The 24,540-nt window shown below is 31.5% G+C and carries 24 protein-coding genes; 9 read left to right on the forward strand and 15 right to left on the reverse strand.

Translation table 11 applies throughout. The annotated features are described in order from the left end of the window. Positions 1 to 9 precede the first annotated feature (9 nt). The 11 genes from MOV50_RS12390 to MOV50_RS12440 form a co-directional block, all read right to left on the reverse strand. The gene (locus MOV50_RS12390; RefSeq protein WP_321778207.1) at positions 10 to 915 is read right to left on the reverse strand and encodes a lysylphosphatidylglycerol synthase transmembrane domain-containing protein; all 906 of its coding nucleotides are present in this window, start codon (positions 913 to 915) and stop codon (positions 10 to 12) included. Positions 916 to 961: 46 nt separating this feature from the next. Beyond that, a complete protein-coding gene (locus MOV50_RS12395; protein ID WP_321778208.1) occupies positions 962 to 1,564 on the reverse strand; it encodes an HAD family hydrolase in 603 nt (200 codons plus the stop codon). Continuing rightward, the gene (locus tag MOV50_RS12400) at positions 1,561 to 3,048 is read right to left on the reverse strand and encodes a glycosyltransferase family 39 protein (protein ID WP_321778209.1); all 1,488 of its coding nucleotides are present in this window, start codon (positions 3,046 to 3,048) and stop codon (positions 1,561 to 1,563) included. Before MOV50_RS12400 ends, MOV50_RS12395 begins: the two co-directional genes overlap by 4 nt. A 4-nt stretch (positions 3,049 to 3,052) precedes the next feature. Further along, complete coding sequence (locus tag MOV50_RS12405; protein WP_321778210.1) at positions 3,053 to 3,784, reverse strand: SDR family oxidoreductase; 732 nt, start codon at positions 3,782 to 3,784, stop codon at positions 3,053 to 3,055. After that, positions 3,781 to 5,073 (reverse strand): FAD-binding oxidoreductase, encoded by a 1,293-nt coding sequence (locus MOV50_RS12410; protein WP_321778211.1) that lies wholly within the window; start codon positions 5,071 to 5,073, stop codon positions 3,781 to 3,783. Before MOV50_RS12410 ends, MOV50_RS12405 begins: the two co-directional genes overlap by 4 nt. A gap of 1 nt (position 5,074) precedes the next feature. Next, positions 5,075 to 5,464 carry a GtrA family protein gene (locus tag MOV50_RS12415; RefSeq protein WP_321778212.1) on the reverse strand — a complete coding sequence of 130 codons (390 nt, stop codon included), beginning with the start codon at positions 5,462 to 5,464 and terminating at the stop codon, positions 5,075 to 5,077. Further along, entirely contained in the window at positions 5,461 to 6,324 is an 864-nt protein-coding gene (locus MOV50_RS12420; protein ID WP_321778213.1) for a UbiA prenyltransferase family protein, read from the reverse strand. Before MOV50_RS12420 ends, MOV50_RS12415 begins: the two co-directional genes overlap by 4 nt. 12 nt (positions 6,325 to 6,336) lie before the next feature. Then, complete coding sequence (locus MOV50_RS12425; protein ID WP_321778214.1) at positions 6,337 to 7,734, reverse strand: glycosyltransferase family 39 protein; 1,398 nt, start codon at positions 7,732 to 7,734, stop codon at positions 6,337 to 6,339. Positions 7,735 to 7,808: 74 nt separating this feature from the next. Beyond that, a complete protein-coding gene (locus MOV50_RS12430) occupies positions 7,809 to 8,552 on the reverse strand; it encodes a metal ABC transporter permease (RefSeq protein ID WP_321778215.1) in 744 nt (247 codons plus the stop codon). Further along, on the reverse strand, positions 8,552 to 9,424 hold the full coding sequence (locus MOV50_RS12435; protein ID WP_321778216.1) for a metal ABC transporter substrate-binding protein: 873 nt from the start codon (positions 9,422 to 9,424) through the stop codon (positions 8,552 to 8,554). The genes MOV50_RS12430 and MOV50_RS12435 overlap by 1 nt, the downstream gene beginning before the upstream one ends. A gap of 25 nt (positions 9,425 to 9,449) precedes the next feature. After that, positions 9,450 to 10,712, reverse strand: a complete 1,263-nt coding sequence (locus MOV50_RS12440) for a hypothetical protein (protein WP_321778217.1) — start codon at positions 10,710 to 10,712, stop codon at positions 9,450 to 9,452. 472 nt (positions 10,713 to 11,184) lie between these two features. On the opposite strand from MOV50_RS12440, the gene MOV50_RS12445 reads away from it, so the two are divergent. Genes MOV50_RS12445 through MOV50_RS12465 form a run of 5 tightly spaced genes read left to right on the forward strand, consistent with a single transcriptional unit; the run spans position 11,185 to position 15,327 of the window. Further along, entirely contained in the window at positions 11,185 to 11,949 is a 765-nt protein-coding gene (locus MOV50_RS12445) for a motility protein A (RefSeq protein WP_321778218.1), read from the forward strand. Positions 11,950 to 11,964: 15 nt separating this feature from the next. Beyond that, the gene (locus MOV50_RS12450; protein ID WP_321778219.1) at positions 11,965 to 12,741 is read left to right on the forward strand and encodes a flagellar motor protein MotB; all 777 of its coding nucleotides are present in this window, start codon (positions 11,965 to 11,967) and stop codon (positions 12,739 to 12,741) included. Then, entirely contained in the window at positions 12,741 to 13,481 is a 741-nt protein-coding gene (fliP, locus tag MOV50_RS12455) for a flagellar type III secretion system pore protein FliP (protein WP_321778220.1), read from the forward strand. The genes MOV50_RS12450 and fliP overlap by 1 nt, the downstream gene beginning before the upstream one ends. Before the next feature lie 11 nt (positions 13,482 to 13,492). Continuing rightward, positions 13,493 to 14,605 (forward strand): tRNA (uridine(54)-C5)-methyltransferase TrmA, encoded by a 1,113-nt coding sequence (gene trmA / locus MOV50_RS12460; protein WP_321778221.1) that lies wholly within the window; start codon positions 13,493 to 13,495, stop codon positions 14,603 to 14,605. Further along, positions 14,602 to 15,327: a hypothetical protein gene (locus MOV50_RS12465; protein WP_321778222.1), complete on the forward strand. Its 726-nt coding sequence runs from the start codon at positions 14,602 to 14,604 to the stop codon at positions 15,325 to 15,327. Before trmA ends, MOV50_RS12465 begins: the two co-directional genes overlap by 4 nt. Positions 15,328 to 15,351: 24 nt before the next feature. Here MOV50_RS12465 and MOV50_RS12470 read toward each other — a convergent pair whose 3' ends face one another. The 4 genes from MOV50_RS12470 to MOV50_RS12485 are packed head-to-tail and all read right to left on the reverse strand — an operon-like array spanning position 15,352 to position 19,578. Then, a complete protein-coding gene (locus MOV50_RS12470) occupies positions 15,352 to 16,512 on the reverse strand; it encodes an OmpA family protein (protein ID WP_321778223.1) in 1,161 nt (386 codons plus the stop codon). A 6-nt stretch (positions 16,513 to 16,518) separates the two neighbouring features. Then, a complete protein-coding gene (locus MOV50_RS12475) occupies positions 16,519 to 17,607 on the reverse strand; it encodes a MotA/TolQ/ExbB proton channel family protein (protein ID WP_321778224.1) in 1,089 nt (362 codons plus the stop codon). Continuing rightward, a complete protein-coding gene (locus tag MOV50_RS12480) occupies positions 17,608 to 18,642 on the reverse strand; it encodes a hypothetical protein (protein WP_321778225.1) in 1,035 nt (344 codons plus the stop codon). Between the two features lie 51 nt (positions 18,643 to 18,693). After that, the gene (locus MOV50_RS12485; RefSeq protein WP_321778226.1) at positions 18,694 to 19,578 is read right to left on the reverse strand and encodes a hypothetical protein; all 885 of its coding nucleotides are present in this window, start codon (positions 19,576 to 19,578) and stop codon (positions 18,694 to 18,696) included. A 387-nt stretch (positions 19,579 to 19,965) separates the two neighbouring features. Here MOV50_RS12485 and MOV50_RS12490 point away from each other — a divergent pair, with 387 nt between their 5' ends. From MOV50_RS12490 to MOV50_RS12505, 4 genes are read left to right on the forward strand one after another with little or no spacing between them, the layout of a single operon-like run. Then, entirely contained in the window at positions 19,966 to 20,373 is a 408-nt protein-coding gene (locus MOV50_RS12490; protein WP_321778227.1) for a cytochrome C, read from the forward strand. Positions 20,374 to 20,377: 4 nt separating this feature from the next. Beyond that, positions 20,378 to 21,190 carry an efflux RND transporter periplasmic adaptor subunit gene (locus tag MOV50_RS12495; RefSeq protein ID WP_321778228.1) on the forward strand — a complete coding sequence of 271 codons (813 nt, stop codon included), beginning with the start codon at positions 20,378 to 20,380 and terminating at the stop codon, positions 21,188 to 21,190. Positions 21,191 to 21,194: 4 nt separating this feature from the next. After that, positions 21,195 to 22,772, forward strand: a complete 1,578-nt coding sequence (locus MOV50_RS12500) for an efflux RND transporter permease subunit (protein WP_321778229.1) — start codon at positions 21,195 to 21,197, stop codon at positions 22,770 to 22,772. After that, positions 22,772 to 24,526: an efflux RND transporter permease subunit gene (locus tag MOV50_RS12505; RefSeq protein ID WP_321778230.1), complete on the forward strand. Its 1,755-nt coding sequence runs from the start codon at positions 22,772 to 22,774 to the stop codon at positions 24,524 to 24,526. Before MOV50_RS12500 ends, MOV50_RS12505 begins: the two co-directional genes overlap by 1 nt. Positions 24,527 to 24,540 lie beyond the last annotated feature (14 nt).

The following is a 24,540-nucleotide window of genomic DNA, read 5'->3' on the forward strand; positions in this document are numbered from 1 at the left end:
TGTTTTGTATTAAGTTGCTTTTTTACTTTTTATCCATTGGTAAGAACCAGGGAAAGAAGCGATAATTAGAAGTATTCCGTACAAAATACTCATAGCTAAAATCTTAGTTTCATCTGCTCCTACAAGCATAAAGATACCAACCATAGCACCTTCTCTAATTCCCCAACCTGCAAGAGATAAAGGGATAATTGTCAGTAGAAAAACAGGAGGAACGGCTATGAGAAAGGTTTGTAGGTTCATGTTGATGTTTATACTATCTGCAAGTGCAAAAAGAACTAAAACAGAGAGTAGATGCACCCCAACTGAGATGCTAATGTGTTTGTATAAAAGAGTTCTATCAGCATAAAGGGTATTTAATCTTCTAGCTAGTCTGTAAAAAAGGTCTAAGCCTTTGTATTTGGAAAGAAAAGTAATCTTATCAAGATGAAAAAGAAGAGCAAATCCAGCAATCCCAGAACTAGAGATAAAAATTACTAAGAGAGAGAAGTCTTTTTCAAAAGTTCCAAAAAATATTATAGATGCCAATAGGTTTAGAACTAACAAACCAACAAGTCCCACAACTCTATCTACAAAAACACCATAAAAAGCATCTTTTTTCTCATAACCTTTTCTTGTTAAGTCTATGATTCTTACTGCATCTCCACCGATGCTACTTGGTAGTACTTGATTGAAAAACGCACCTTTAAAATAACTGTTTACATAAAAAGATAGTTTTTCTTTAAAAACAAGTAGTTCACTTATGGCTCTCCATCTATATGCAGCTAGATAGGTACTAGCAAGTTGAAGAAGCAGGGCGATAAGTATCGTTCCACCATGACTTTTTGCCAATACATTTTTTAATTCATTAAAATCAATATACTGAAATAGGTAGTAAAATATAATAATAGTAATTAAAAGTTTTATAATATTTTTCATATACAACCAGATTTCTTAAATTGTTTGTATTTTATCTAAAAAAAGATTAAATTTGTTTAATAGCACCATCTTTTATGAGGTATTTGTAGTCTGCCATCTCTAGCATCTGTGTATCTCCACTGCTGTCGCCATAGGCATAGATACTATCATAATCAGTAATATTTAGATGCTCATTTATTCTGTTAAATTTCTCAATTCCATGACAGTTTTTTGTAGCAAATTCTCCACTAAATTTATCATTTTCAAAAAGTAACTCTGTTGATATTAACTCAACATTTTCTTTTTTGCACCAAGCATCTAACCAACACTTCATAGATGCTGAAACTATTATGACTCTATCTCCATCATTTATATGTTTTTTAAATCTTTCATAAACATTTGCTCTAAGTATTTTATCTAACTCTTCTAAAGAAAATTTTTGCGCTAAATCTTTAAAATTTTTTTCATTTACATCGTTAAAAAACAACTTAAAAAGTATCTCTTTTGCCCTATAATTCTTCATAAGTTTGAGTTGCCAAAGTATAAAAAAAGGACTGAATTTTATAAGAGTTAAGTAGTACTTTGTATCTCCCACGGCGTATTTAAAAAACTCTCCAAGTGAGTCCTTTGTACTTAGTGTTCCATCAAAATCAAAAAGTGCTAAATTCAATCTCTTTTGCCTTCATAATATCTATCTAAAAAGTAACATTTACCTATAGGCAACCATTTAGCAATAGTATAAAATCTCTTTTTTTGAAGTTCTAAATGTTCTTTTTTATAACTTTCATAGTTAAACCCACTACACTTTGCCATATGGAATTTTGCTCCCTTTATATAAAACTCTTCTATTAATACTTCTGTACAAACTCCATCTAGTTCGTTAGTTTTTATTTCATGGTTGTCAAAGAGGTAAATATCTTTTGCATCTAGACTTCGTATATCTAAAAGTTTATCATCTAAGCGACCAAATTTAGAATCATTAAAGAGCATTTTAATATCCCTTTTACAACTATATGAGAGCATAGATGCTGTTGTGTAACCTAGAGTAAAGAGTTCACCATCAGCGTATTGTTCAAACTTTTTACAAATTAATTCAGGTTCAGTAGCATAGATGATATCTGAGTAATATTTTTGTTTTTCTAGAAAAGAAGTTGGGATACTTAATGCTACAAATAAAATGATAATATGAATAAATGTAAAGATATAGTTGTACTTAAATAGTTTAAGAAGATAAACATCATCAAGAAAACTAAAGAGTAAAAATAGATAAGGTATGAAAAGAATAAACCAATGGATGCCAAGTTCATTTTTAAGTGCAACTATAAAAAATACTACAAATATAAGGATTAAAATAGATGAGATAAGCTTCATTAAATCGTTATTTTTAAAGTTTTTTCTACTTTTATAAAGAAAGTAAAATCCCCAAGGAGTAACTAAATAAGTCAAGTTTAAAAAGAAATTACCTATGGTTTCTAAGTTGTACTCACTGCTTGTTCTAGCAAAGAAGTTAAACATGATGTTGTTCCAGCAACAGTTGTAGTTGAAATATAGATTTTGCGCTATTGCCAAGATAACAATTACTGAAATAATAGAAACATTTTTTATAGCTTTTGTTTTGTACTTTATAAATACAAAAATAAGTAATGAAATAAGTAAAAAAGCAGCAAAATATTTACTTAAAAAAGCAAAACCTAAAAATAAACCTGAGAGTATGGCATAAAGTGTTTTTCTCTCTTTTTCAAAAGAGTACAGTAGAAAAAATACTCCTAATGTTCCAAAGAGTAAAAGTGCCACATCATTTGTAAATAAAGAGATTAAGATATCAACAGGAGATGCTAAAAAGAGTAGGGCAATATAAAATGCTCTCTTTTGCTCCATATATAACTGTGCGATTTTGTAAATAAGATAAGCTACTATAAGAGTAGTAGCTACGGAGAAAAATCTATAAAAAACATAGTTGTCACTTACAAAACTCATAAGATAGATAAGCCAACCAACCATAGGTGGATGGTCGTAATATCCCATACTTAAGGTGTTTCCCCACTTTATAAAATAGGCTTCATCACCTGTTAAAGGAACTAAAGAGATTAGAATTATCTTAAATATAAATATAAGAAAAACAATTTTTATCTCTTTAGAATAGAGTTTTATCATTAAACTAGATACTCATTTTTTTAAATATAAACTCTGGAATATGTTTTATGATAAGCATAATGTATCGCCACATCCATTTTGTGTAAAGTGTATTATGTCCACTTTGTTGAGCTGAGAAAATATCATCTGCTACTTCTTGTGGTTGTGCTGTTAGTTTTTCTGGTAGGTCTAAACCTTCTGTCATTTTAGTTGCCACAAATCCAGGCTTAACTGTTAATACTGACACACCAGCCTCATGAAGTCTGTTTCTCATTCCACTTAAGTAAGTGCTAAAAGCAGCTTTTGCACTTCCATAGATATAGTTTGTTTTTCTTCCTCTGTCACCAGCAACAGAACTTACACCAACTATAAAACCGCGTCTTTGTTTTTCAAAATCGTTTGCTACTATATTTAAAAAACTAACTGCTCCGGTGTAGTTTACATTTATAGTATTTAGCGATTTGCTCCAATCTTCTTGAGCCTCATCTTGATCTGCCATAAATCCAGCTACATAAATAACGCCAAGAGGTTTTTCTTCTAAATCTTCATAGATTTTTTCATGAGTTTTATACTTAGTGACATCTAGTTCTACAAGTTTTACTTCTACGCCTGAACGAACTTGTATATCTGTTGCTAATTCTTCAAGCTCACTTGTATCTCTTGCACTTAGGTATAAGTTATAACCATTTTTTGCATAAACTCTTGCTACTTCTTTTGCTATATCACTCTTTGCACCAACTATAAAAACATAACTCATAACCCCAACCTTTTACTTTGTACAGAATTGAACTTTTCATCCATCTTATACTTTTTTCTTAAATTTCTAAATATTTCTATATCCTCATAACCTGTTTCAAAAGTATCTTTTGAAACTCGTACATCTTTTGTTAGGTAGATTCGACCTTCATATTTTAAAACTATTTTATCAAGAGCATCTAAAAGCTCAAAAACACCATCTTCTATTTTAAAATCAAGTGCTAAGGAGTATCCCTCTTTTGGAAATGATAAGTAGTTTTTATTTGCTTTACCGTAGAGTTTTAAAACTGCTAAAAATGAGCCTTTTCCACTACCAGAAATAGTTTGGAGTATCTCTTTTAGTCCATCATAACTTTTCTCTTTTGGAAGAATGAACTGGTACTGTGTAAAACCATTTTTACCGTAAATTCTATTCCAATTTTTTATGCTGTCAAGCGGATAAAAAAATGAGTCAATTCCAACTTTTTGTTTTGATACTCCATTTGGTGCTTTGTTGTAGTAAAGCCAGTTAAAAGCTCTCACACTTAAGTTGTTTAACGCAAAAGATGGAAAGTTAAATGGGATGTTTAATCTATTTTTTTCCTTATACTTTAGTTTGCCATCATCACAAAAATCACCAACCATAAGTAAACATTTACCTATGTTTTCTCCACTTGCAAGACAGTCTATCCAAGCAACAGAATAAGGAAGCTCTTTGTACTCTTCAAAAGCTTCAAAAGTTTCTTGTAGGTTTTTTGTTTTAATCGTTGTTTGGTTTATGAACTGTGATGAAACTTTTTTTAAAGAGATTTTTGCATCAAGGATAACTCCTGTTAAACCCATACCTCCACAAGTTGCTAAAAAAAGTTCATCCCCTTTTTTACAACTCTTTATCTCTCCGCTAGGAAGTTGAAGTTTAAACTCTTCTACACACTCACTAAAACAACCTTCAACATGATGATTCTTACCATGAATATCAGATGCTATGGCTCCACCAATAGTTATAAGCTTAGTACCTGGCGTTACTTTTAAAAACCAACCACGAGGTAGATAACTCTCAATGATTTCACTTAAAAGAACGCCAGTTTGAATATGCAAAATACCTTTTTTATCGTCAAAACTTAAAAAGCTATTGTACGGTTTTGTGTAGATTATATTTGTATTTAAAGCGCTATCTCCATAGCTTCTACCATTTCCATAAGGAATGATTTCTTTATTGGCATCTATGAAGGCTTTAATTTGTTTGGGAGTTTTTAGAGTAATTTTTTTATTGTCTATTTGTGGGTACATTCCCCAAGAGTTTAAACTCATGTTAATCCTTGAAAACGAATTTTTTATCTAAAAAATACTTTATGCTGTAACCTATACTTAAGCCTATAATAGCGCCTATATATTTTGCATTTTGGCTATCAAAGAAAAAGTCAAAACCAATCTCAAAACCCCAAAATATGATAGTTGTAAAAACGCTCATAAGGGTGTATAATAAAAACTTTTTACTCTCATCTTTTTTGTTTTTAGTTGTATGAAAAAAGATATATTTTTTATCTAGTATATACTTTAAAACCAAACCACTAAGAGTTCCAACAAACATAGCAACATAGAGTGAAAATGAACCTTCATAAATCAAAAAACTTAAGTATTGAAAAAAGAGGTTAATAATGGTTGAGATTATAGCAAAAACTATATAACGAAGAGCAATCATGCTAAAGAAATAACCCCTATAAAACTAGCTATCCAAAGCAAAATTGTGATTTGTAAAAACCTATCTTTTAGAACTATTTTAGTTGGACTTCCACTTTGTTCTTCCACGAAAGTTATTTGCATATATCTAAAGATGCCAAGCACTACAAAAAATGTAGTTAAGTATAAGTTATGAGTATTTAGACGCTCAATAACTTCAAAAGATACAGTATATTGAAGATAACTAACTATAACAACTCCAGCCATCAAAACCATAGATGCATTGACAAACTCTAGGTTGTATCCATCTATATTCTTTCTTGTTTCTTTGCCTGCGAGAGATAATAGGACATCATCCCTTCTTTTTGCTAAAGATAAAAAGATAGCAAGTAAAAAAGTTATGATGATTATCCATATAGAAAGAGGTGTATCGGTTACTAAAGCACCTGCAAACAGCCTTAATACAAAACCTGTTGAGATGATGAAAATATCTACAATGGCGATATGTTTAAGTCTAAATGAGTAAAGAACATTTAAAATAAAGTAAAGTAACAAAATCATAAAAAGTTTTATATCAAAAATAAAAGAGAATAAAAAAGCTCCGCTAGAAAGAAATATTATGAGTTTTTTTGCTGTTTTTTCATCAATTTTACCACTGGCTAAAGGGCGATTTTTTTTGCTTGGGTGTCTTTTGTCTTCTTCTATATCCATTAAATCATTTAACACATAGATGCTACTTGCAACAACACAAAATAGTATAAAAGCTATGAAGGTTGAGAGTAAACTCCCCACGCTAAAGTGAAAACTAAAAAGAAGGGGAGCAAATATAAAAAGATTTTTTATATACTGATGCGGTCTTAGAAGAGTGATAATATGTTTCATATTTTAATTATATCATTTAATTGAATTTTTAACACGGTAAATATAGAATGTTTTAGTTCTGTCTATACCTCTTTGAAAGCTTATGCTATCTAAAAGTTTCACCTCATGATATTTAGCTTTTAACTGTCCTTCTACTGGGTCTTGTGTTAAAACTAGCCCATTTTTTAGATAGTCTTTTTCTCTCCACATATCATACTGAGAAAATCTTGAACGAAGTGCTAGGTCGGTATCAGGGTGATTTTTAAGGTAGTATTTTAGATATGCAGCGATGGTTAAATGGTCGCCATAAAAGGCATCCCCATCTTTTGCATAAGTTTGTACTAGATGCACCGCCTCTTTGTTTCCATACATCCTATCTTGAACTATTTCTAGGAAAAACATAAATCCGATGCGACCTATAATACTAAAAGTGATGGCAATTATCAGACCGATTTTATATGCTTTTTTAAACTCATACTTGCTTATGATATATGAAAGGAGAATTACACCTCCAATATACATAGGAGCAGCATAGTTTAAGCCCATACTTTTGAACAAACTTTTATACATAAAAAAGCCTAAAATAACCACAATACTTAGAGAGAGGAAAAAGAGTTTATTATCTTTATAGTAAAGTTTATCTTTAGCTAAATAAAAAAACAACAAACCTGCAAACACAGGAGAAAATATACCAAACTGCCCAGCTAAAAAACCAAACGAATCAGGAATATTTAACTTGAAATCATCAGTAGAACCATGATTCATTTGAAACCCAAAACTTATCCAGTCATTTTGATAGTTCCACCAAAGCATTGGAGAAACAACTAACAAGGCTATGATTATGGCTAAGTAAAAGCGAGGGTTTAAAAAGACATCTCTTCTTTTAAAAATTAAAAAAATCAGAAGAGTAAAAACAAATAAAATAGCCGTATATTTACTAAGCATCATAAGTCCAAGCATGATTCCTGTTAAAATATAATCTTTTGTTTTACCATGAAATATAGCCTTATACGAATAGTACATACTTAGTGTCCAAAACAAAATAATAGGCGAATCTGTTGTGGTCATGATGTACCCAGCATGAACTAAAATTACACTTGAAAAAATTATGATAGCATCTAGGGCTATATCTTCATCAAACATCTCTGAAGCGAGTTTAAAAACATAGAGTGCTCCTATACTAAATGAAAATACATTTACAAGTCTTACTCCCCATTCACTCTCAGAGATAAAGTTTGTCAGATATATAAGATAAGCAATCATTGGAGGGTGGTCGTAGTAGCCCATTTGTAAGTGATGACTCCACATCCAGTAATAAGCTTCATCTCCATGAAGAGGTAAAAATGCGTTGTATATTGTGCTGAAAATTGCTAGTAAAATTATAATAGTATAAGCACTTTTTTTAGGTGTTTTGTGTAGAAGTTCAAGCATTAAAAATATATCCGTTAGAGTTTAGGTTGTCTAATTGTACAGTTTTAGCCATTATATATAGTAAAAGATTCAATTTATGTAAGTTTTTTAGATGAAAACAGCAATATGAGTGAACTCAGTAATGCACCTAAAAATACGATGGTGTAACCTGTAGGTAAATCATAATAGTATGAAATGATAATAGCACTTATACTAAAAAACCATCCAAAAATAAAACTACTTATAAGTGATTTGTTTAGTTTAAGTGTAGTTGATACAAGTGCAGGGGCAATAAGAAGTACAAAAACTACAAGTACACCAGCTAAGGCTACGGATGAAGTGACGGTTAATGCTAACAAAGAAAAGAACATCAACTCTTTAAAAAAACCTGTGAGTCTTGGATAAACCTTCCAAATAATCAAAGCTATAAAAGCATAGATGCCAGCACTTTTTATTACATCATCTACTGGAGTGAAAAGTATATCACTTGCAAGTAGAGACTTGAAGTGTTCCATACCTTCTGCTGAGTTAGAAAGAACCATCATAATTCCACTTGCTCCTAGAACATAAAGAAGCCCTATAAAGGCTTCTAGTTTTATGTTTCTTTGAGATGCTATTGCTATGATAAAAGCACTAAAAAGAGCAAAAACAAGGGTAAGAACATAAAAGTACTCGGAATGAAAGTAACCAAGACTTATAGAAGAACCAAGAGCTGCAAACTGTGCAATGGCTAAATCTGTAAAAATAATTCCTTTTTTAAGAATTCTTATACCAAACCATGAGTGAATCATAACGAGAATGATAACCAAAGCAATTGGAACTAGAAGGATATCCATCATTAAATAGCCCCTGTCAGGTAGTTAAACAATGATGTCAAGTCTTCTGTATTATGAAGTGCGCCTATATCATGAGGCATCAAAATTATTTTTACGCCTGTCTTCTTACTAATAAACTCAGCTGTTTTTGTAGAGTGATAAACATCGTGCAATATACAACAAGGCTTTTCATCTTTGATGAGTTTTATAGTTTTTATGATGTGCCTTGATGATGGCGGAATTCCAGGAAGAGGTTCTATAGTACCAATGTTTACAAGACCATAAGCCTTGTTAAAGTAGGCTAAGTTATTATGAAACTGTATAACTTTCATACCTTTTTTATTTAGCATTTTTTTATGCCAAGTTTTCATTTTCTCTTGCCAAGAAGTAGAGAACTTTTCATAGTTCTTTTTGTAAATATTAGCGTGTTGGCTATCTAAAGAGATAAGAAACTTCTCGATAGTTTTTGCTAAAACTATAATATTTTGTGGGTCAAGATGAAAGTGTGGATTACCATTTGGATGGATATCTCCACCCGCACGATTAACTGAAATTGGTTTGTTTAAAAGCTCAACATAATGAGAGAGATTTAAAAAACTCTCTGAGCCAACATTTGTTTTTGGGTTTCCTGCTCTACGAAGAAGGGCAGGTATCCAACCAATCTCTAGCTGAGCACCATTTATGATAAGAGCATCTGCATTTCTCATCTTAGATATAAGCGAAGGACGAGGAACCACAAAGTGTGGATCCCAATTTCCTTTTGCTAAAACAACGGTTTTGATATGCTCACCACCGATGCTCTTTGTAATAGCACCGATATAAGGGTAACTAACAGCTATATTTATCTGAGCAAATAGTGTGAGCGGTAAAAAAAGCATTATTAAAAATTTATTCATAGTTATTATTCCTTTATTGGACTATCTAGAAGCTATGAGCTCCATGAGCACCGATTGATATATTTGCTTGAAGTATGATAGTGTTTATATCTTGTCTATTCCCATCTTCATTGTATAGAGAACTATTACGATTATACTGTAGCCTAAATCTTGCAAACTCACTTGTGTGGTACTCAATCATTGCGGAATACTTGTTAAAGTTATTCCCTTTATCAACATTTTTGCCATTAGCTGTAATGTCATTTTGAAAAATAGTGTCATATCTAACACCTGTATGCCAGCTTTTGTTGATGCCATATACAAGTTGAGTATAAAGTCCAGCTTGTTTTTTTGTAAGTGTTGGACTTGTCAGAACTACTTTTATGTTATTGGGGTCTAAGTTGAATTGAGTTCCATCCATATCTCTGCCTAACACTTCACTCTGCCATTTTAAAAAGCTGTATGAGTCAAAGTAGTGTTTTACAACTAAATCTGCACCATAAAGTTTAGAGTCACCACTAAATACATGAGGTTCTTCATCGCCTGAATGGTCTAATCTTGAAGTTCCCTGTGCGTATGAAAGACCGGCTAAAATAGTTGTATCATCTATGTCAAAAGATGTTTTTATGTAACCAACAAAGAGTGCAGGAGCATCTGCTTGAGTCGTGTAGTCTCCTATTATATCTTTTCCAAACATCTGAGTGTTTTCACCTTGAAGAATTTCAGCACCTACCATAAGATATGTGTCAGTTGGAGCTATCCACTGAACCTGAAGACCAATCTCGTTGATACCGTGCATTCCTAAAAATGCTTCATAGACCAGCGGCATATCAGCAAAGTTCCAAGAGTGGTGATGTTGTTCATTTAAGTAACCGAAGTTAGAGTTGAACTTTCCACCTTTTACTCTCGTACCATATCCTAAAGCTGTAGTAGTAAAGTAAAGTTCTTCTATCTCTACGCCATTCTCAGAGAAGTGAAAAACTCCGTCCATAGTAAAGAACGGATCAACTGAGCTTGATAGTACAAGCTCTGCGTAGTTTATATTGAAACCATTTTTTGCATTATAAGGTGTGTGTGTATTTCCCCCGTGTGAGTGACTTCCTAAAAGACCGTGAGCGACTCCCGGAACTTCTAGGTGAGCCACTTTATCATCTGCAATGCTTCTCTTAACATAAGAGGCATCCATAACTAAAGAGATATCAGGCATAAATTTTGACTGAGCAAAAGTTCTCTTTTCAACTGGAATCACATCGGTTCCGCCAAAGGCGATAGTCGCGCAAAATGCGCTAAGTAGTAATATTTTTTTCATAATTATCCTAATATTTTTTATATTTGTAATAGTTTTTTGTTTTATTTTTGAGTATTTAGGATATAAAAGGAGGTGCGCGGTTTTGGTAAGAGTGGTCTTTTCTGTGGAATTTATGAACTAAGTTAGAAAGAATAATGTTTTCAAATTTGAAAACTTCTACATTTTTAAAATTATTTACGATATTCGCAGATACTGCGTGATCATCGACGATACATACCTGACATGTTGAACTGTCAACACCTCGGATGTGCTCTAGTTCATGGATAGCTGTCGCAGTTGTAGCAATGATAAATAGTATAGATATCAGCAGTCTTAGTTTCATAAATAACATTATATCAAAATTGGAAATAGTAAACTCATCAGTAAAGAGAGTATATTTATTAATATTTTGAAGATGATGTTAAAGTAAAATAGAAATATAAAATCTTTTTTGTGGTATTATAAGCTTAATATTTAGTTTTAAGGTATTTGAATGGATTTAGGTACGGTTGTTGGTATAGTTCTAATTATGGCTCTTTTACTTGGAGCTATGAGTATGGGTGTTGGGATAGGTGCGTATATTGATATTCCATCTGTACTTATTGTTGTTGGTGGTTCTATCGGTGCATTGATGATTTCTTTTAAGCCTTCACAGATGAAGGGTTTTGTAAAAGTTTTCATGATTGCTATCAAGCCTCCTACAACAGATGAGATAGAACTCATTAAAAAACTTGTGGATTTTGCTACAAAAGCCAGAAAAGATGGCATCTTGGCACTAGAGTCTGAAGTAAATTCAGAACCAGATGAGTTTTTGAAAAAAGGTCTTTCTATGGCAATAGATGGTAGTGAGCCAGATACTATTCGTGAGCTTTTAGAAATTGACATGGAACAGACAAGCACAAGACATAAAATAAACAGCTCTATATTTAACAACTGGGCAGGATTAGCTGGAGCTATGGGTATGGTTGGTACTCTAATCGGTCTTGTTGCGATGTTACTTAACATGGCTGACCCTTCAGCTATTGGCCCATCTATGGCAGTTGCTTTACTTACTACGATGTATGGTGCGATTATTGGAAATGTTTTTGGTACTCCTATTTATAATATTTTAACAATTAGAAATGATGAAGAAACCTTAGTTAAAGAGATGATTTTATCTGGAATTATGTCTATACAATCAGGTGATGCTCCAAGAGTTTTAGAAGCGAAACTTTTAAGTTACTTGGCACCAAAAGACCGTGTTAGTCAGTTTGATTAAAGATTGGATTGATTAATGGCTAAGAAAAAATGTCCTGATTGTAAAGAGTGTTTACCCGCGTGGTTAGCTGCTTTTGGTGACTTGATGTCACTTCTTTTATGTTTTTTCGTTCTACTACTTTCTATGTCAAGTATGGATGCAAAAAAAATCTCTGAAGCTATTGGATCACTTAGTGGTGCCATGAGTGTTTTAGAGGGTGGAACAAAGACTGAAATATCTAAACAAAGAATGCAACAATCAACTCCAATAGACTCAAATGATGAAACAAGTGAAGCAGTAAACAGAGTGGCTCAAGCTGCTATGGATGCAAATGAGATGATAGACAAAGGTAAAGGTCCTGCTATTACAGTTGAAGAAGGTCAAGAAGGTTTTGTTATTGAATTACCCGCATCTCTACTATTTAAATCTGGAAGTGCAACTATTGAGAACGAAGATGCACTTTTATTTTTAAAAAGAATTGCTCTTATTGTAGATGAACTACCAAATACTATGCAAGTAAGCGTTCAAGGCCATACTGACAACCAAGGACCTGGCAAAAATAGTGTCTTTAAAGACAACTGGGAACTTTCTTCTGCAAGAGCGATTTCAGTGCTTCAGGAACTTCTTTTAGATGGAGTTGACCCAAAACGCATAAGTGCGTCAGGACACGCTGAGTTTAAGCCATTGGCTACAAATGCCACCAAAGCAGGAAGAGCAAAAAATCGTAGAGTGGAATTACACTTTTTTGGTGGTAAATCAGATAATAAAGATAAAACAAAACAATCCGTTTTAGATAAAGTTACTACTAAATAATGAGAAAACTTTTTTTCTTTGTTTTTGTAATACTCTTGGCTTCCATTTTAGGAGCAGCACCTATAGATATTCCTACTATGAATTTTGCCCTAAATGCTCCAGATACTCCACAGCAGTTAGTAAGTTCATTAAATGTTTTAGTCGTGTTTACCTTACTATTTTTAGCTCCAAGTATGATTTTAGTTATGACAACATTTACTCGTTTTGTCATAGTCTTTGGTTTTTTGCGTCAAGCTTTAGGAACTCAACAAGTTCCACCAACACAACTTTTAGTAATGCTAGCTATGATTTTAACTTTTTTTGTTATGGAACCAGTCGGTCAAAGAGCTTACGACAATGGTATAAAACCATATATAGAAGAGAAGATTGGTTATGAAGAAGCTTTTGCTAAATCAGTTTTGCCTTTTAAAAACTTTATGATTAGAAATACTAGAGAAAAAGATTTAGCACTTTTTTTTAGAATACGCAAGATGGAAAATCCTGCAACTATTGCTGAAGTTCCTCTTTCTATTATTATCCCTTCTTTTGTGGTGAGTGAGTTGAAAACTGCTTTTGAGATAGGTTTTTTAATCTTCTTACCATTTTTGGTCATAGATATGGTTGTAGCATCTATACTTATGTCTATGGGTATGATGATGCTACCTCCTGTTATGATATCTCTGCCCTTTAAGATACTCGTGTTTGTTCTTATTGATGGTTGGAGCTTAATCATTGGCAATTTAATAGCTACAATAAAATAGGGTTTTTCTAGATGCAATGTAAATATTTTGGTGAATGTGGTGCTTGCAGAATTTATGAAGATGGGTATGAGGCACAATTAGACTATAAATTAAAACTAAATAAACAAAGATTTAAGCCTTTTTATAAGGGTGATATTTTAGCTTGTAAATCTCCAGAGTCAAATTATCGCTCAAGAAGTGAGTTTAAGATTTGGCATAAAGATGATGAGATTCATTACGCTATGAATCATTTAGAGCATAAAGGTGTTGTTTTAGTAGATGAATGTCCTCAGGTGAATATTCATATATTTAAACTTATGCCAAAGTTACTAAAAAGTATAAAAAATCAAGATATTGACTTTAAACTTTTTGGTGCTGATTTTTTAAGTTCAGCTAGTGGCGAAATTGTTGTTTCTCTGATTTATCATCGTAAACTAGATGAGCAATGGCAAAATAAAGCAAAAATAATAGCTAATGAACTTGGCATCTATATCATAGGTAGAAGTAGAAAACAAAAGCTAATCATAGGGCAAGACTACATTACTGAGAGTTTAAATATAGATGAGAAAATATTTAAGTTTAGCTATATAGAAAATAGCTTTACTCAGCCAAATATTAAGGTCAATGAGCAGATGATTTCATGGGCATTAAAGCAAGTTGAAAGTTCAAGTGGAGATTTATTGGAACTGTATTGTGGTGCTGGAAATTTTACAATACCTTTTGCAAAAAAGTTTAAAAAAGTTTTAGCAACTGAGATATCAAAATCTTCAATAAACGCAGCAAAAGAAAATATGCTTTTAAATGATGTTAAAAATATAGAGTTTGTTCGCATGAGTGTTGAAGATTTTGTTGGAGCATTAGATGGAGTTAGAGAATATCACAGAATGAAAGATATAGATATAAACTCCTATAACATTGACACAATTTTTGTTGACCCGCCTCGAAGTGGAATGGATGAAGTTAGTTGTTCTTTTGCTTCAAGATATGATAATATATTATATATATCATGCAACCCAGAGAGTTTACTCACAGATTTAGAACTTCTTTGCCAAACACATGAAGTTGTAAATATGGCTCTTTTTGATCAGTTTGCTTATACTCATCATGTTGAAATGGGTGTTAAATTGCTTAGGAAAATAAAATGAAAATAGTAATTGTTTGTTTATTGTTAGTATCGATATTTCATGCAAATGAAATACAAAGAATAGAGTCAATAGTTGATGATATATCAAAACTTAGAATTGATTATGAAAAATGTAAACAGCGTTTAAGTGATAACAAACATATAAGACCTGATTTAGTTAAGTATAAGATTAATGAAGAACAAGTGCAAAAATATAAAAAACTCCTAAAGGAATCTAAGCAAAAAAATATTATATTAAAAGCTGAACTAGATTATATTAGCAGTGCATCTTCAGGTAATACTCAGTCTATAAAAAAATATAAAAAACTTTTAAAACTAAAAGATAAAGAGATAAAAGATTTAAAAAATAAGTTGAAAAATTCTAAAATAAGTAATAAAACAACTAAAAAAACTCTACAAATATGTAAAGTAAAAAAAGATGACAATCCCTTTCCAAAACTCATGCCAAAGGGAAATATAATCATAGTTGAAAATAAAATAGTTGCAAAAAAAGAGCAAATCATAAGCTTCAAAGCAAGTAGTTTTCGTTTGAAAAAAAATAGTGCTATATATATTTCACCAAATTCTAAAAAGATAGATGATTGGGAAAAACATAGAACATTTACATCAAATTTAGGAACAAAAAGTTGGATAAAAGTAACAGGTTATTTTATAAATAAAAAATGGATACGCGCAAAAGATGCTATGTGGATAAAGAAAACTGATGTATATAAAAGAAAATAAATTATGAAAAGATACTTCTACCTTTTAGATTGATTGTGATTTTAAGTAATTCATTAATTCTTTAACTGCATCTTCGTTTTTAATGCGAAATTTAATCTCAATTCTTCTAGAAGCGTCTTTGTCTTCTTTTTTATTTTTTGTAAGAATAGGTTGTGCAAATGAACGACCACTTGCGCTTAAATATTTTTTGAAAAGTTTTCTATTTTTAGGATACTGTTTATATAAAAAACGCATAACTGCCAAAGCTCTTTGTTGAGATAAATCAAGGTTGTAAAGGTATGAGCCATCAGAGTTTGTATGTCCCTCTATCGTTATCAAGTCAATATAACGACGCATTTTAGCGTCATTTAGCAGTACATCTATATAACGACCTAATATACGACTAAGCTCTTTTTTAGCACCTATTTTTAGTTCTGATTTTCCTTGATTAAAAAGAATATTTGAGCTAAAAGATAAGGCTCCTGTTTGGGGGTTTATTTGGATAGAATCACCTAGTTTTCTCTTAAGTCTTCTAACTACAGAAATTTTTATACCTGTTAAGTTTTTAATTTTAATTTTAGTTATATTTAAATCTTCAACAACTCTTTGATAATCTCTTGCTTTTAGAAGTAGGGCTTTTTCAAGTTGAGCTATCTCTTCATCTTTTATTTGTATAAAACTACTATCTAGTTCATGTCTAATATTTGCATTTTTAGCATAAGTCTTAAGACTTGAAACTTCTTTATTAAGTATATTTATCTTAAATCCCAACATATCTGCATCTTCTTCACTTGCAAGTAGTAACTCTTTTAAAGACTGCATCTCTTTGTCATTTAGTGATAGTTTTGAAGCTTTTGTTTCTATGTTTAAATTTAAAAATGATATATCATCTTTTAATTCACTTGTTTCACTCTCCAGCCTACTTATCATAAGACTTAATTTCATGTTTTTTTCTCTTGAAGCGCGGAGTTTTTTTACAAGTTCACGAAGTTTACTTTTTTTATCAAAAAGTTCAGACTCACTCATTTGTAAAGCACTTTTCTCTTTTTGCAGGTTTATACGAATGGTTTCTAAGTCACTTTGCATAAGTAATGTTTTTACTACTATCGCACCAACAACGAGTATGAAAACAAAAAGAAGACCAGCCATTAAGTCAGCATAAGACACCCAAAAGTTCTGATTTTCTTCTTTATTTTGCTTTAACATAAGATTTTATTTATTCATATTTGAGAAAGCTTCATTTAGTTTACTACTATTTTCACTTAATATTTCAGCAATCATAACGGCACGGGAAAATTCAGCTGAAAGCGAATTGTGCGCTTTGTCTAAGGTGTTATGTTGAGCATTGATATTTGATGAAAAATTTTCAAATTTTTGGATTGTTTTATCAAAAATAGATGCCAAATCTTTTTGCTTTGAAGCAATATTACTAACCATGTCGGCGCTCTCTTGTAAAATTTTTGACACTTTGAGAGTAGCTTTTTGTTCTTGGTCTATGATTTGTTCAAATATATTCATTCTTTGAGCAAGTGCTTGGTTAAGGTTTTCAACAAAAGCACCAGATGCAAAGGTATCAAAAACACTATTTAATTTTTCAAAGTTTTCCATACTCTTCTTGAAGTATGTTTGCTCAATCTCTTCTTTTTGCCAAAAATATTCACTTGTTGCTTCTTTTATAAGATTTGCATCTTTTTGAAAACGACTCATTCCTGTTTTTTCAAAAAATATCCACCAAATAGATAAAAATATACCATAAATAGAAACATAAAAAGCTGTACCAACTCCTCCCAAAAGTTTTGAAATTTCTTCTTCAAGAACTTGTGAGGTTTGTGAAGAAAAGTCAGGCATTGAGATTGCAATACTAATAAAAGTACCTAAAATACCCAAAGTTGGAAATATGCCAGCAGCAATTGAAGAAAAATTTTCATTTCTCATTTTTTTTGCTTCTTGGCTTAAAAAATCTTCTAAAGAAGCATTTGCTTTTTCAATACCTGCAATAAATAGAAGGTTCTTGTTTATAAAAACAACTAAATTACTTTTAACTTCATCAAAATTTTTTCTAAGTTTACAAGAAGCATAATAAGCATTATGTCTTACGAAAAATAGATAAATGACAAAAATAGCACCAAGCATTAAAATACTGTGTATCTCAACACGAAAATTTATGAGTTTTAGATAACCTGCTAGAGCAAATGCTAAAAGAAAAATAGGTACCGAAAGTAACCATAAAAACCTAAAAGAACAATCTCGTCCTTTACCTAAAACTACTGACAGTTGATTAAACTCTTCTATATCTTGCATCTAGCGAAACACCTTGTCACAATCTTTTTGAATAGCCCCTGGAATAGTAGCAATTGTCATAAACTCCGACATTGAAAGGTTTGGATACATTATTGCTATATAGTATTTTGGTGCAAGTATTTTAGCTACATTATCTTCTATGAGAATAGGATAAGGTAGCAGTTCACTATTTTGATAACCAGTTTTTTTAACAAACTTGCTTGTTCTTCTTGATAGTTTAACACCAATGACAACTGAGCCATTATCTAAATGATGTTCATAGATAATTTTTTTTGATTTTCGAGCTTTTTTTAGAAGTTTTTTATTTTCACCAATTGCTACTTTAATCATATCTTGATAATGTGGCATATTTTGCATAAATTGGTATCTATTTAGTCTTGCAAATTTTACAATATCTTTTGAGTCTTTTAAATCACTAAAGATAGAGTGTAAATCTTTTAATGTTTTTTTAGTCACTTTTTCATCATAATTATCTTGCATAAAGGCTTTGTTGACATATAAAGGATTTAAGATGCTGATTTGAGAATTCTTCTTATCTATTAGAAGTCTAATAGAACCAGAAAAACCTCTTTTAGTCTTTGAAGCCATCTTTGTTAGTTCGTCGTTTGTAAAAATCATGGATATATAATTTGCTTTTTTATCAACTTTATATTCACCAAGGATTTTAAAACCAGCACTTTGTAGTCTTTGTGTAAGTTCTTCTTTTGTAATGATTGAGGTCTGTAAATATGCACTAACTCTAGAGTTTTTTACTTCGCCTGCTTTAGTATTTTTTATAGTTGTATTACTCGTTTGTTTGTAATAGTTTGGAGGAACTCTTTTACTACCGCCAATAGCACTAGTCTTTGTAGTATTAGTTGTTTTGTTTACTTGTTGTGAGTTTTGTATCACAATGACAGAAGGAACTTTTGCTTGAACCTTTGGTGCTCTTGGCACATCAATTATGATAGTTTTGTTCTGAGTAGCATATAAATTTGACATACTTAAAATAGAAAAAAGTGTTATGCATAAAACTTTAAAGAAGTTAGTTTTCATGGTATTCCTAATGCTGTAGGGAGCTAGATGCTCCCTAGATTTAAATAAGGTCTATTTTTTAGAAGCTTTATATTTTTTATACTCTTCATACTCTTTATCAGTTAACGAATGAGTAGCATCGTTTGCATTTTCTGTTGCACTAATTGTTGATTTGCGAGTATCATTTGAGATAGTTTTCGTAGAATCATTTGCATTTTCTGTTGCACTAACTGATGATTTACGAGTATCATTTGAGATAGTCTTAGTAGAATCATTGAAGTTAGAAGAAGTTGTCTCTGTTGAATTTTTGATATCTCCAGATACAGTTTTAGTAGAATCATTGAAGTTATTAGAAGTTGTTTTAGTAGAATCATTCAAATTGTTTGAAGTAGTCTTAGTAGAGTCATTCAAGTTATTTGATGTAGTTTCTGTTGAACTTTTAAGGTCACCTGAAACAGTTTTAGTAGAGTCATTCAAATTGTTTGATGTAGTTTTAGTTGCATCATTTACATCATGAGAAACTGCTATAGTAGAATCTTTAAAATCTTTTGTAGCCATAGTTGAGCTATCTTTAAAGTCACGACTTGTATTAGAGATACTATCTTTAGAATCTTCTGCTAACTCTATTGTGCTATCACGAACATCACGACTTACACTTGTGGTAGAAACCTCTCCACTTTTAACTGTTGCAATTTCACTAGTCTTCAGATCATCAGATGCTTTTACAGCAGTATCACGAGCGTCATGTCCTAAAGAAGTGACAGTTCTCTCACCGCTTTTACTTACTTCAACTCCACCATCTTTCATAGAATCTGCTGTATCACGAGCATCATGACTCATAGTTGTAGTTGCGTCTTTCATGTCTTTAAACATATCACCAAAACTAAAATCACCAGCTGACACTGTTGAAGTTAATAGACTTAATACTATAGTACTCATTAGAATTATTTTTTTCATTTATTCCCCTTGATTTTCACTGCATATCATTAGCCTTTTTGCCACAGCAAAATGTGATAAAAGTGTGTTATGTCATAACTATATCCCGTAAAAGCTAAAGTGTAACTTAAATTCACATTATAATATTTTATAGAAAAATAAGAAATTTTAGCTCTAAAACCTATTGTAAAGCCCAATAATACTGGACTATAAGTAAATACTATACTATCTATACTATGTGATTATAACCTTCATTTAAACCCGTTACTTGTGATGTTACAAGCTATATTAATGTGACAAAAATGTGACAAAATTAAATTTATAAATTTATGATTAAGTGTTACAAAAGTAAATATTTTAGTTATACTATTCACCAATAGATAACAAATTTTTAACAAGGTTATATAAGTGAAAAAAACATTAGCAACTTTATTATTAAGTACGGCACTTTTTTCTGGTGTTTATACGAAGCAAGATCGCATAAAAGATATGCAAGTTATGGCAGAAGCAATGACAACTATTGGAACTGGTTTTTTTTATAATAATAATGATATAGTTCAAAATGGTGCTTTAGCACTCTCAGATGCTATAAGAAGAGTTCAGCCACCATTGCAAGAACTAGAAGAAAAAGACCCAATGACTAGATATATGAATAATAAAATAATATTTAGCAATAAAATAGTTAAAACTATTGATAAAAAGGCAAAGATTATTATCCAAAGATTTGCTACTGGTGATGTTCAAGCTGCAACTCAAGCATATACAAAGATAATGAAGCAATGTATGAAGTGTCATCACGAAATTCGTCAATGGTGATATATTGAAAAATATTTTTTTAACAATTTTTATTTTATTAAGCATTGATGTTTTGGCATTTGAGTTGCCAATAACAGGAACTGTCGTGTCTTACAATCAAAAAATGGTTGGAGCAAGGTATATGGGTTATATAAAAAACATATATTTTGACATTGGAGATAGGGTAGAGAGAGAAGATACTCTTTTTGAAATGGAATCTGCCGAGTTTGATATCTTAAAATCTCAAGCAGATTTGGCTCTTGAACAAGCAAATTCCATTGTAAATATGTATAAGACTCGTATGGACTCTATCAACAGAGAGAGAAAAGCACTAAAAAAACAAGGTATGTTCAACCCAGAGGATATGCAAAATCTTGATATAACAGCCGATAATGTTTCAGCAGGACTAGCGTCTGCCCAAGTTCTAGTGAAAAATGCTGCTTCAAAAATAAAACAAGTTGCAACTGTTACAGGTTACTTAGAGATAAAGGCACCAAACAGTGGTATCATAGTTGAAAAAAGAATCCGAGTTGGAGATTTAGTCTCACCAGGTATGCTTGGTATGATAATTGTTGATTTAGAGCATTTACAAATTGAAGGCGAAGTTGCAGAATCAGATTTAAAATATGTAAACAAGTATCAAAAAGTAAAAATAGAAATCCCTTCTATTAGCTATCGAGATACAGGTTATATCAAATCAGTAGTACCTAGTGCAAATCCAATGGCACACACATTTAAAATAATTATAAATTTCAAAAAGAAGAGTGAAAAAATATTTCCTGGAATGTATGCAAAAATTCTCATCAAAATAGATGATAAATATTATACAAGAGATTAGATAAATGTCTGAGGCTTATAAAAGTAAAAATATAGCTGGATATTTAGCCCAAGCATTTTTAAACAATCCCCTTACTATGGTTTTTGCAATCTCCATCATTCTTCTTGGTTATATCACTTTAAATATTGCACCAAGAGAAGAAGACCCTCAGATAGAGGTCAGTGGTGGTTCAATTATCATAATGATACCAGGGGCATCTCCAAAAGCGATAACAAATGTTGTTATAAAACCACTTGAGAGAAGAATACGCGAGATTAAAGGGGTTGAGCATATTTACGGTACTGCGATGAATAATGTTGGTATGATAAATGTACAATATTTTATAGGCGAAGATAGAGAATCCTCAAATCTTAAACTATATGATAAAGTAATGCAAAATATGGATACCTTACCTAAGGGCATAGGAATGCCGTTAGTTAAACCTTTTGATATAGATATTGATATCCCTGTTGTAACAGTTGCTTTTTATCAAAAAGACTCAACCAAACCAAGCACTTTAAAGCAATATCACATAGTAAGAGAAGTTCAGCAAGAGATAAATGCATTAAATAATGTGTCTAAAAGCACTCTAAAAGGTATGCATAAGCCACAGTTTAATATAAAAGTAGATATAGACAAACTATCTTCTTATCATCTATCTTTAGGTCAAATAGCGGCTTCTGTTAAAGCGATTGCAACAAATGCACCAAATATTAATGCCCCAACAAGCAATAATTCTATAATTGTTTTTGGTGTTAAAAATGCAATAGAAGATATAGATGATTTAAAAGATTTAATAATTGCACAATATATGGGTTCTCCAATTTATCTTAAAAATGTTGCAAAGATTGAATATGGATATGATATACAACATTTTCAAAATTCTCTTATTTCACAAAGAGATAATAATAGCTCTTTTGATGAACCTGTCCAGCAAGTAACGCTAACTGTGTCAAAGTTAAAAGGTACAAATGCTGTTTATGTGGCTGAGGATGTTTTAGATTTACTAAATAAAAGAAGTGAATTTTTTAATCAAGAGGGCATAGGATACATCATTACAAGAAACTATGGAGAGAGAGCAAATGAAGCTGTTGGTGAACTTATGCATCATCTTGTCATAACCATAGGAATTATTGGTCTTATTCTTATCCCGTTTCTTGGATGGAGAGAGTCTTTAGTTGTGTCTATTGCAGTTCCTATGATTTTAGCTACAACACTTTTTATAGCTTATATGACAGACCAAACTATAAATAGAATTACACTTTTTGCGTTTTTACTTAGTCTAGGGCTTATTGTAGATGATGCAATTATTGTTATAGAAAATATACATAGAAGAATGCACTTAAAAGAAACAAAAGATCATAGTTTTGATCGTATTATCGTTGAAGCAACAGATGAGATAGGACCTTCAACAAATATAGCAACAATAGCAATTATATTAACTATGGTTCCTATGGGTTTTGTTGGTGGGATGATGGGGCAGTTTATGAAACCCATACCATTAAATGTGCCAGTTGCTTTGGCAGTTTCACTTTTTGTAGCTTATGTATTTACTCCATTCTTAGCTAAAAAGATGATTAAGCGTGCAAAAGGAACGCACTAATGGAAGAACTGATATATGGTATTATAGGTTCAAAAGCTAAAAGAAGAAAGGTTATACTATATATAGTTTTAGCTTTTTTACTATCAGTTATGCTCATTCCAACAAAGTTAGTTCTGGCAAAAATGCTACCTGGGAAAAGTGCAAATACTTTTAGCATCTATGTAGATACAGCTACTAATAGTTCGATTGGAGAAACTAGCAGCGTCACAAATTGTGTTTTGTCGTATTTGAAAAAAGAAGAAGCTGTTAAAAATATTGAAATATATTTGGCTCAAGGAGCACCACTGGATTATGCAGGGTTAGTTAAAGGTAGTGCCCTGAAGAGAATGAAAAACCAAGCTGAGATGGTTATAAATCTTAGTGATAAACATTCACGAGATGAAACATCATATAAAATGGTACATAGAATTCGTCCTTTAATCCAAAAAACTTGTGGAACTTTAGTGAATTCTACATCTATTAAATTTGTAGAAATGCCTTCAGGTCCACCAACTTTTGCAACTTTAGAGATTAATATTTTTGGTAAAGATGATGAGTTGATGCGTAGAACTGCTAATCGTGTAGCTATGATTTTAGGTCAAACAGATGGTTTAGTTGATATAGATGTTATGCAAGATGATATATATCCATACTTTGAAATAATTCCAGACAAAGAAAAAGTTATAAAAAGTGGTCTTAGTGTTGATCAGGTAAATAATATTTTATATATTGCTTTTGAGGGTATGGTTGTTGCTGTTAAAAACTCTAAAAAACAACAAGATCAAATTCCGATTTTTGTTCGTCTTGATGATAAAAGTCGAGAGATAATGTCAAATTCCAAATCAGCGATATACTTTAAATTGTCAAGATTAAAACTCTTAAATCAAAAGGGTATGATGATACCAATAAGAGAGGTTATAAGTGTAAATGAGATTCCATCTAGTCCAACTATTTTTAGAAAAAATTTACAAAATTTTGTGAGTATTAGTGCAGAATGTGATTTGGTTTCTCAGCTTTACCCACTCTTAGAAGCAAGAGATACAATAATAGAAAAACTATCAGATGATTTTAATGTTACAAAAGTAGAAGGAATGTCAACTTATATGTTTGACTTAAACTTAGTAGAAAAAAATTCAGGTAAAAAAATGTTGCTTAGATGGGATGGAGAGATGAAAGTTTCTCTTGATACTTTTCGTGACCTTGGTGGTGCTTTTATTGCAGCTCTTGTCTTGATGTTTTTACTTATGGTTATGTATTATAAGTCATTTGCCTTAAGTGGTATTATCTTATTAGCAAGTTTTTTGTCTATCATTGGGGTTATTACAGGGCATTTTATTACAGATATTATTTCGCTCTTCTTCGCAGATATAAACTTCTTTTTAACTGCTACTTCACTCATCGGTTTTATTTCTTTAATGGGTATAAGTGCTAGAAGTTCATTGTTACTTATAGATTTTTCTATGGCACTTATAAAAAAAGGTGTAGAGAAAAGAAGAGCTATAGCAATTGCAACAGCAACAAGAGCAAAGCCAATCGTTATGACAGCAGTTGCAATTATATTAGGTTCATTATTACTCTCTACTGACCCTATTTTTGGTGGATTAGGTGTTGCTTTGATTTTTGGTTCTATTGCTTCTACGGTAGTGTCTTTGTTTTTAGTTCCTGTTTTAATAGTAAATACTGTGGCGATTTGTCCAGAGGGAATGGATCATAAACATCATGAATGTCATGGTGGGATAGCTGAACATGTGGATCCTGAAGAAATAGGCTTATAAGTAATAAAACTTAA

The sequence above is a fragment of the Sulfurimonas sp. genome (assembly GCF_029027585.1).
Classification (GTDB): Bacteria; Campylobacterota; Campylobacteria; order Campylobacterales; family Sulfurimonadaceae; genus Sulfurimonas.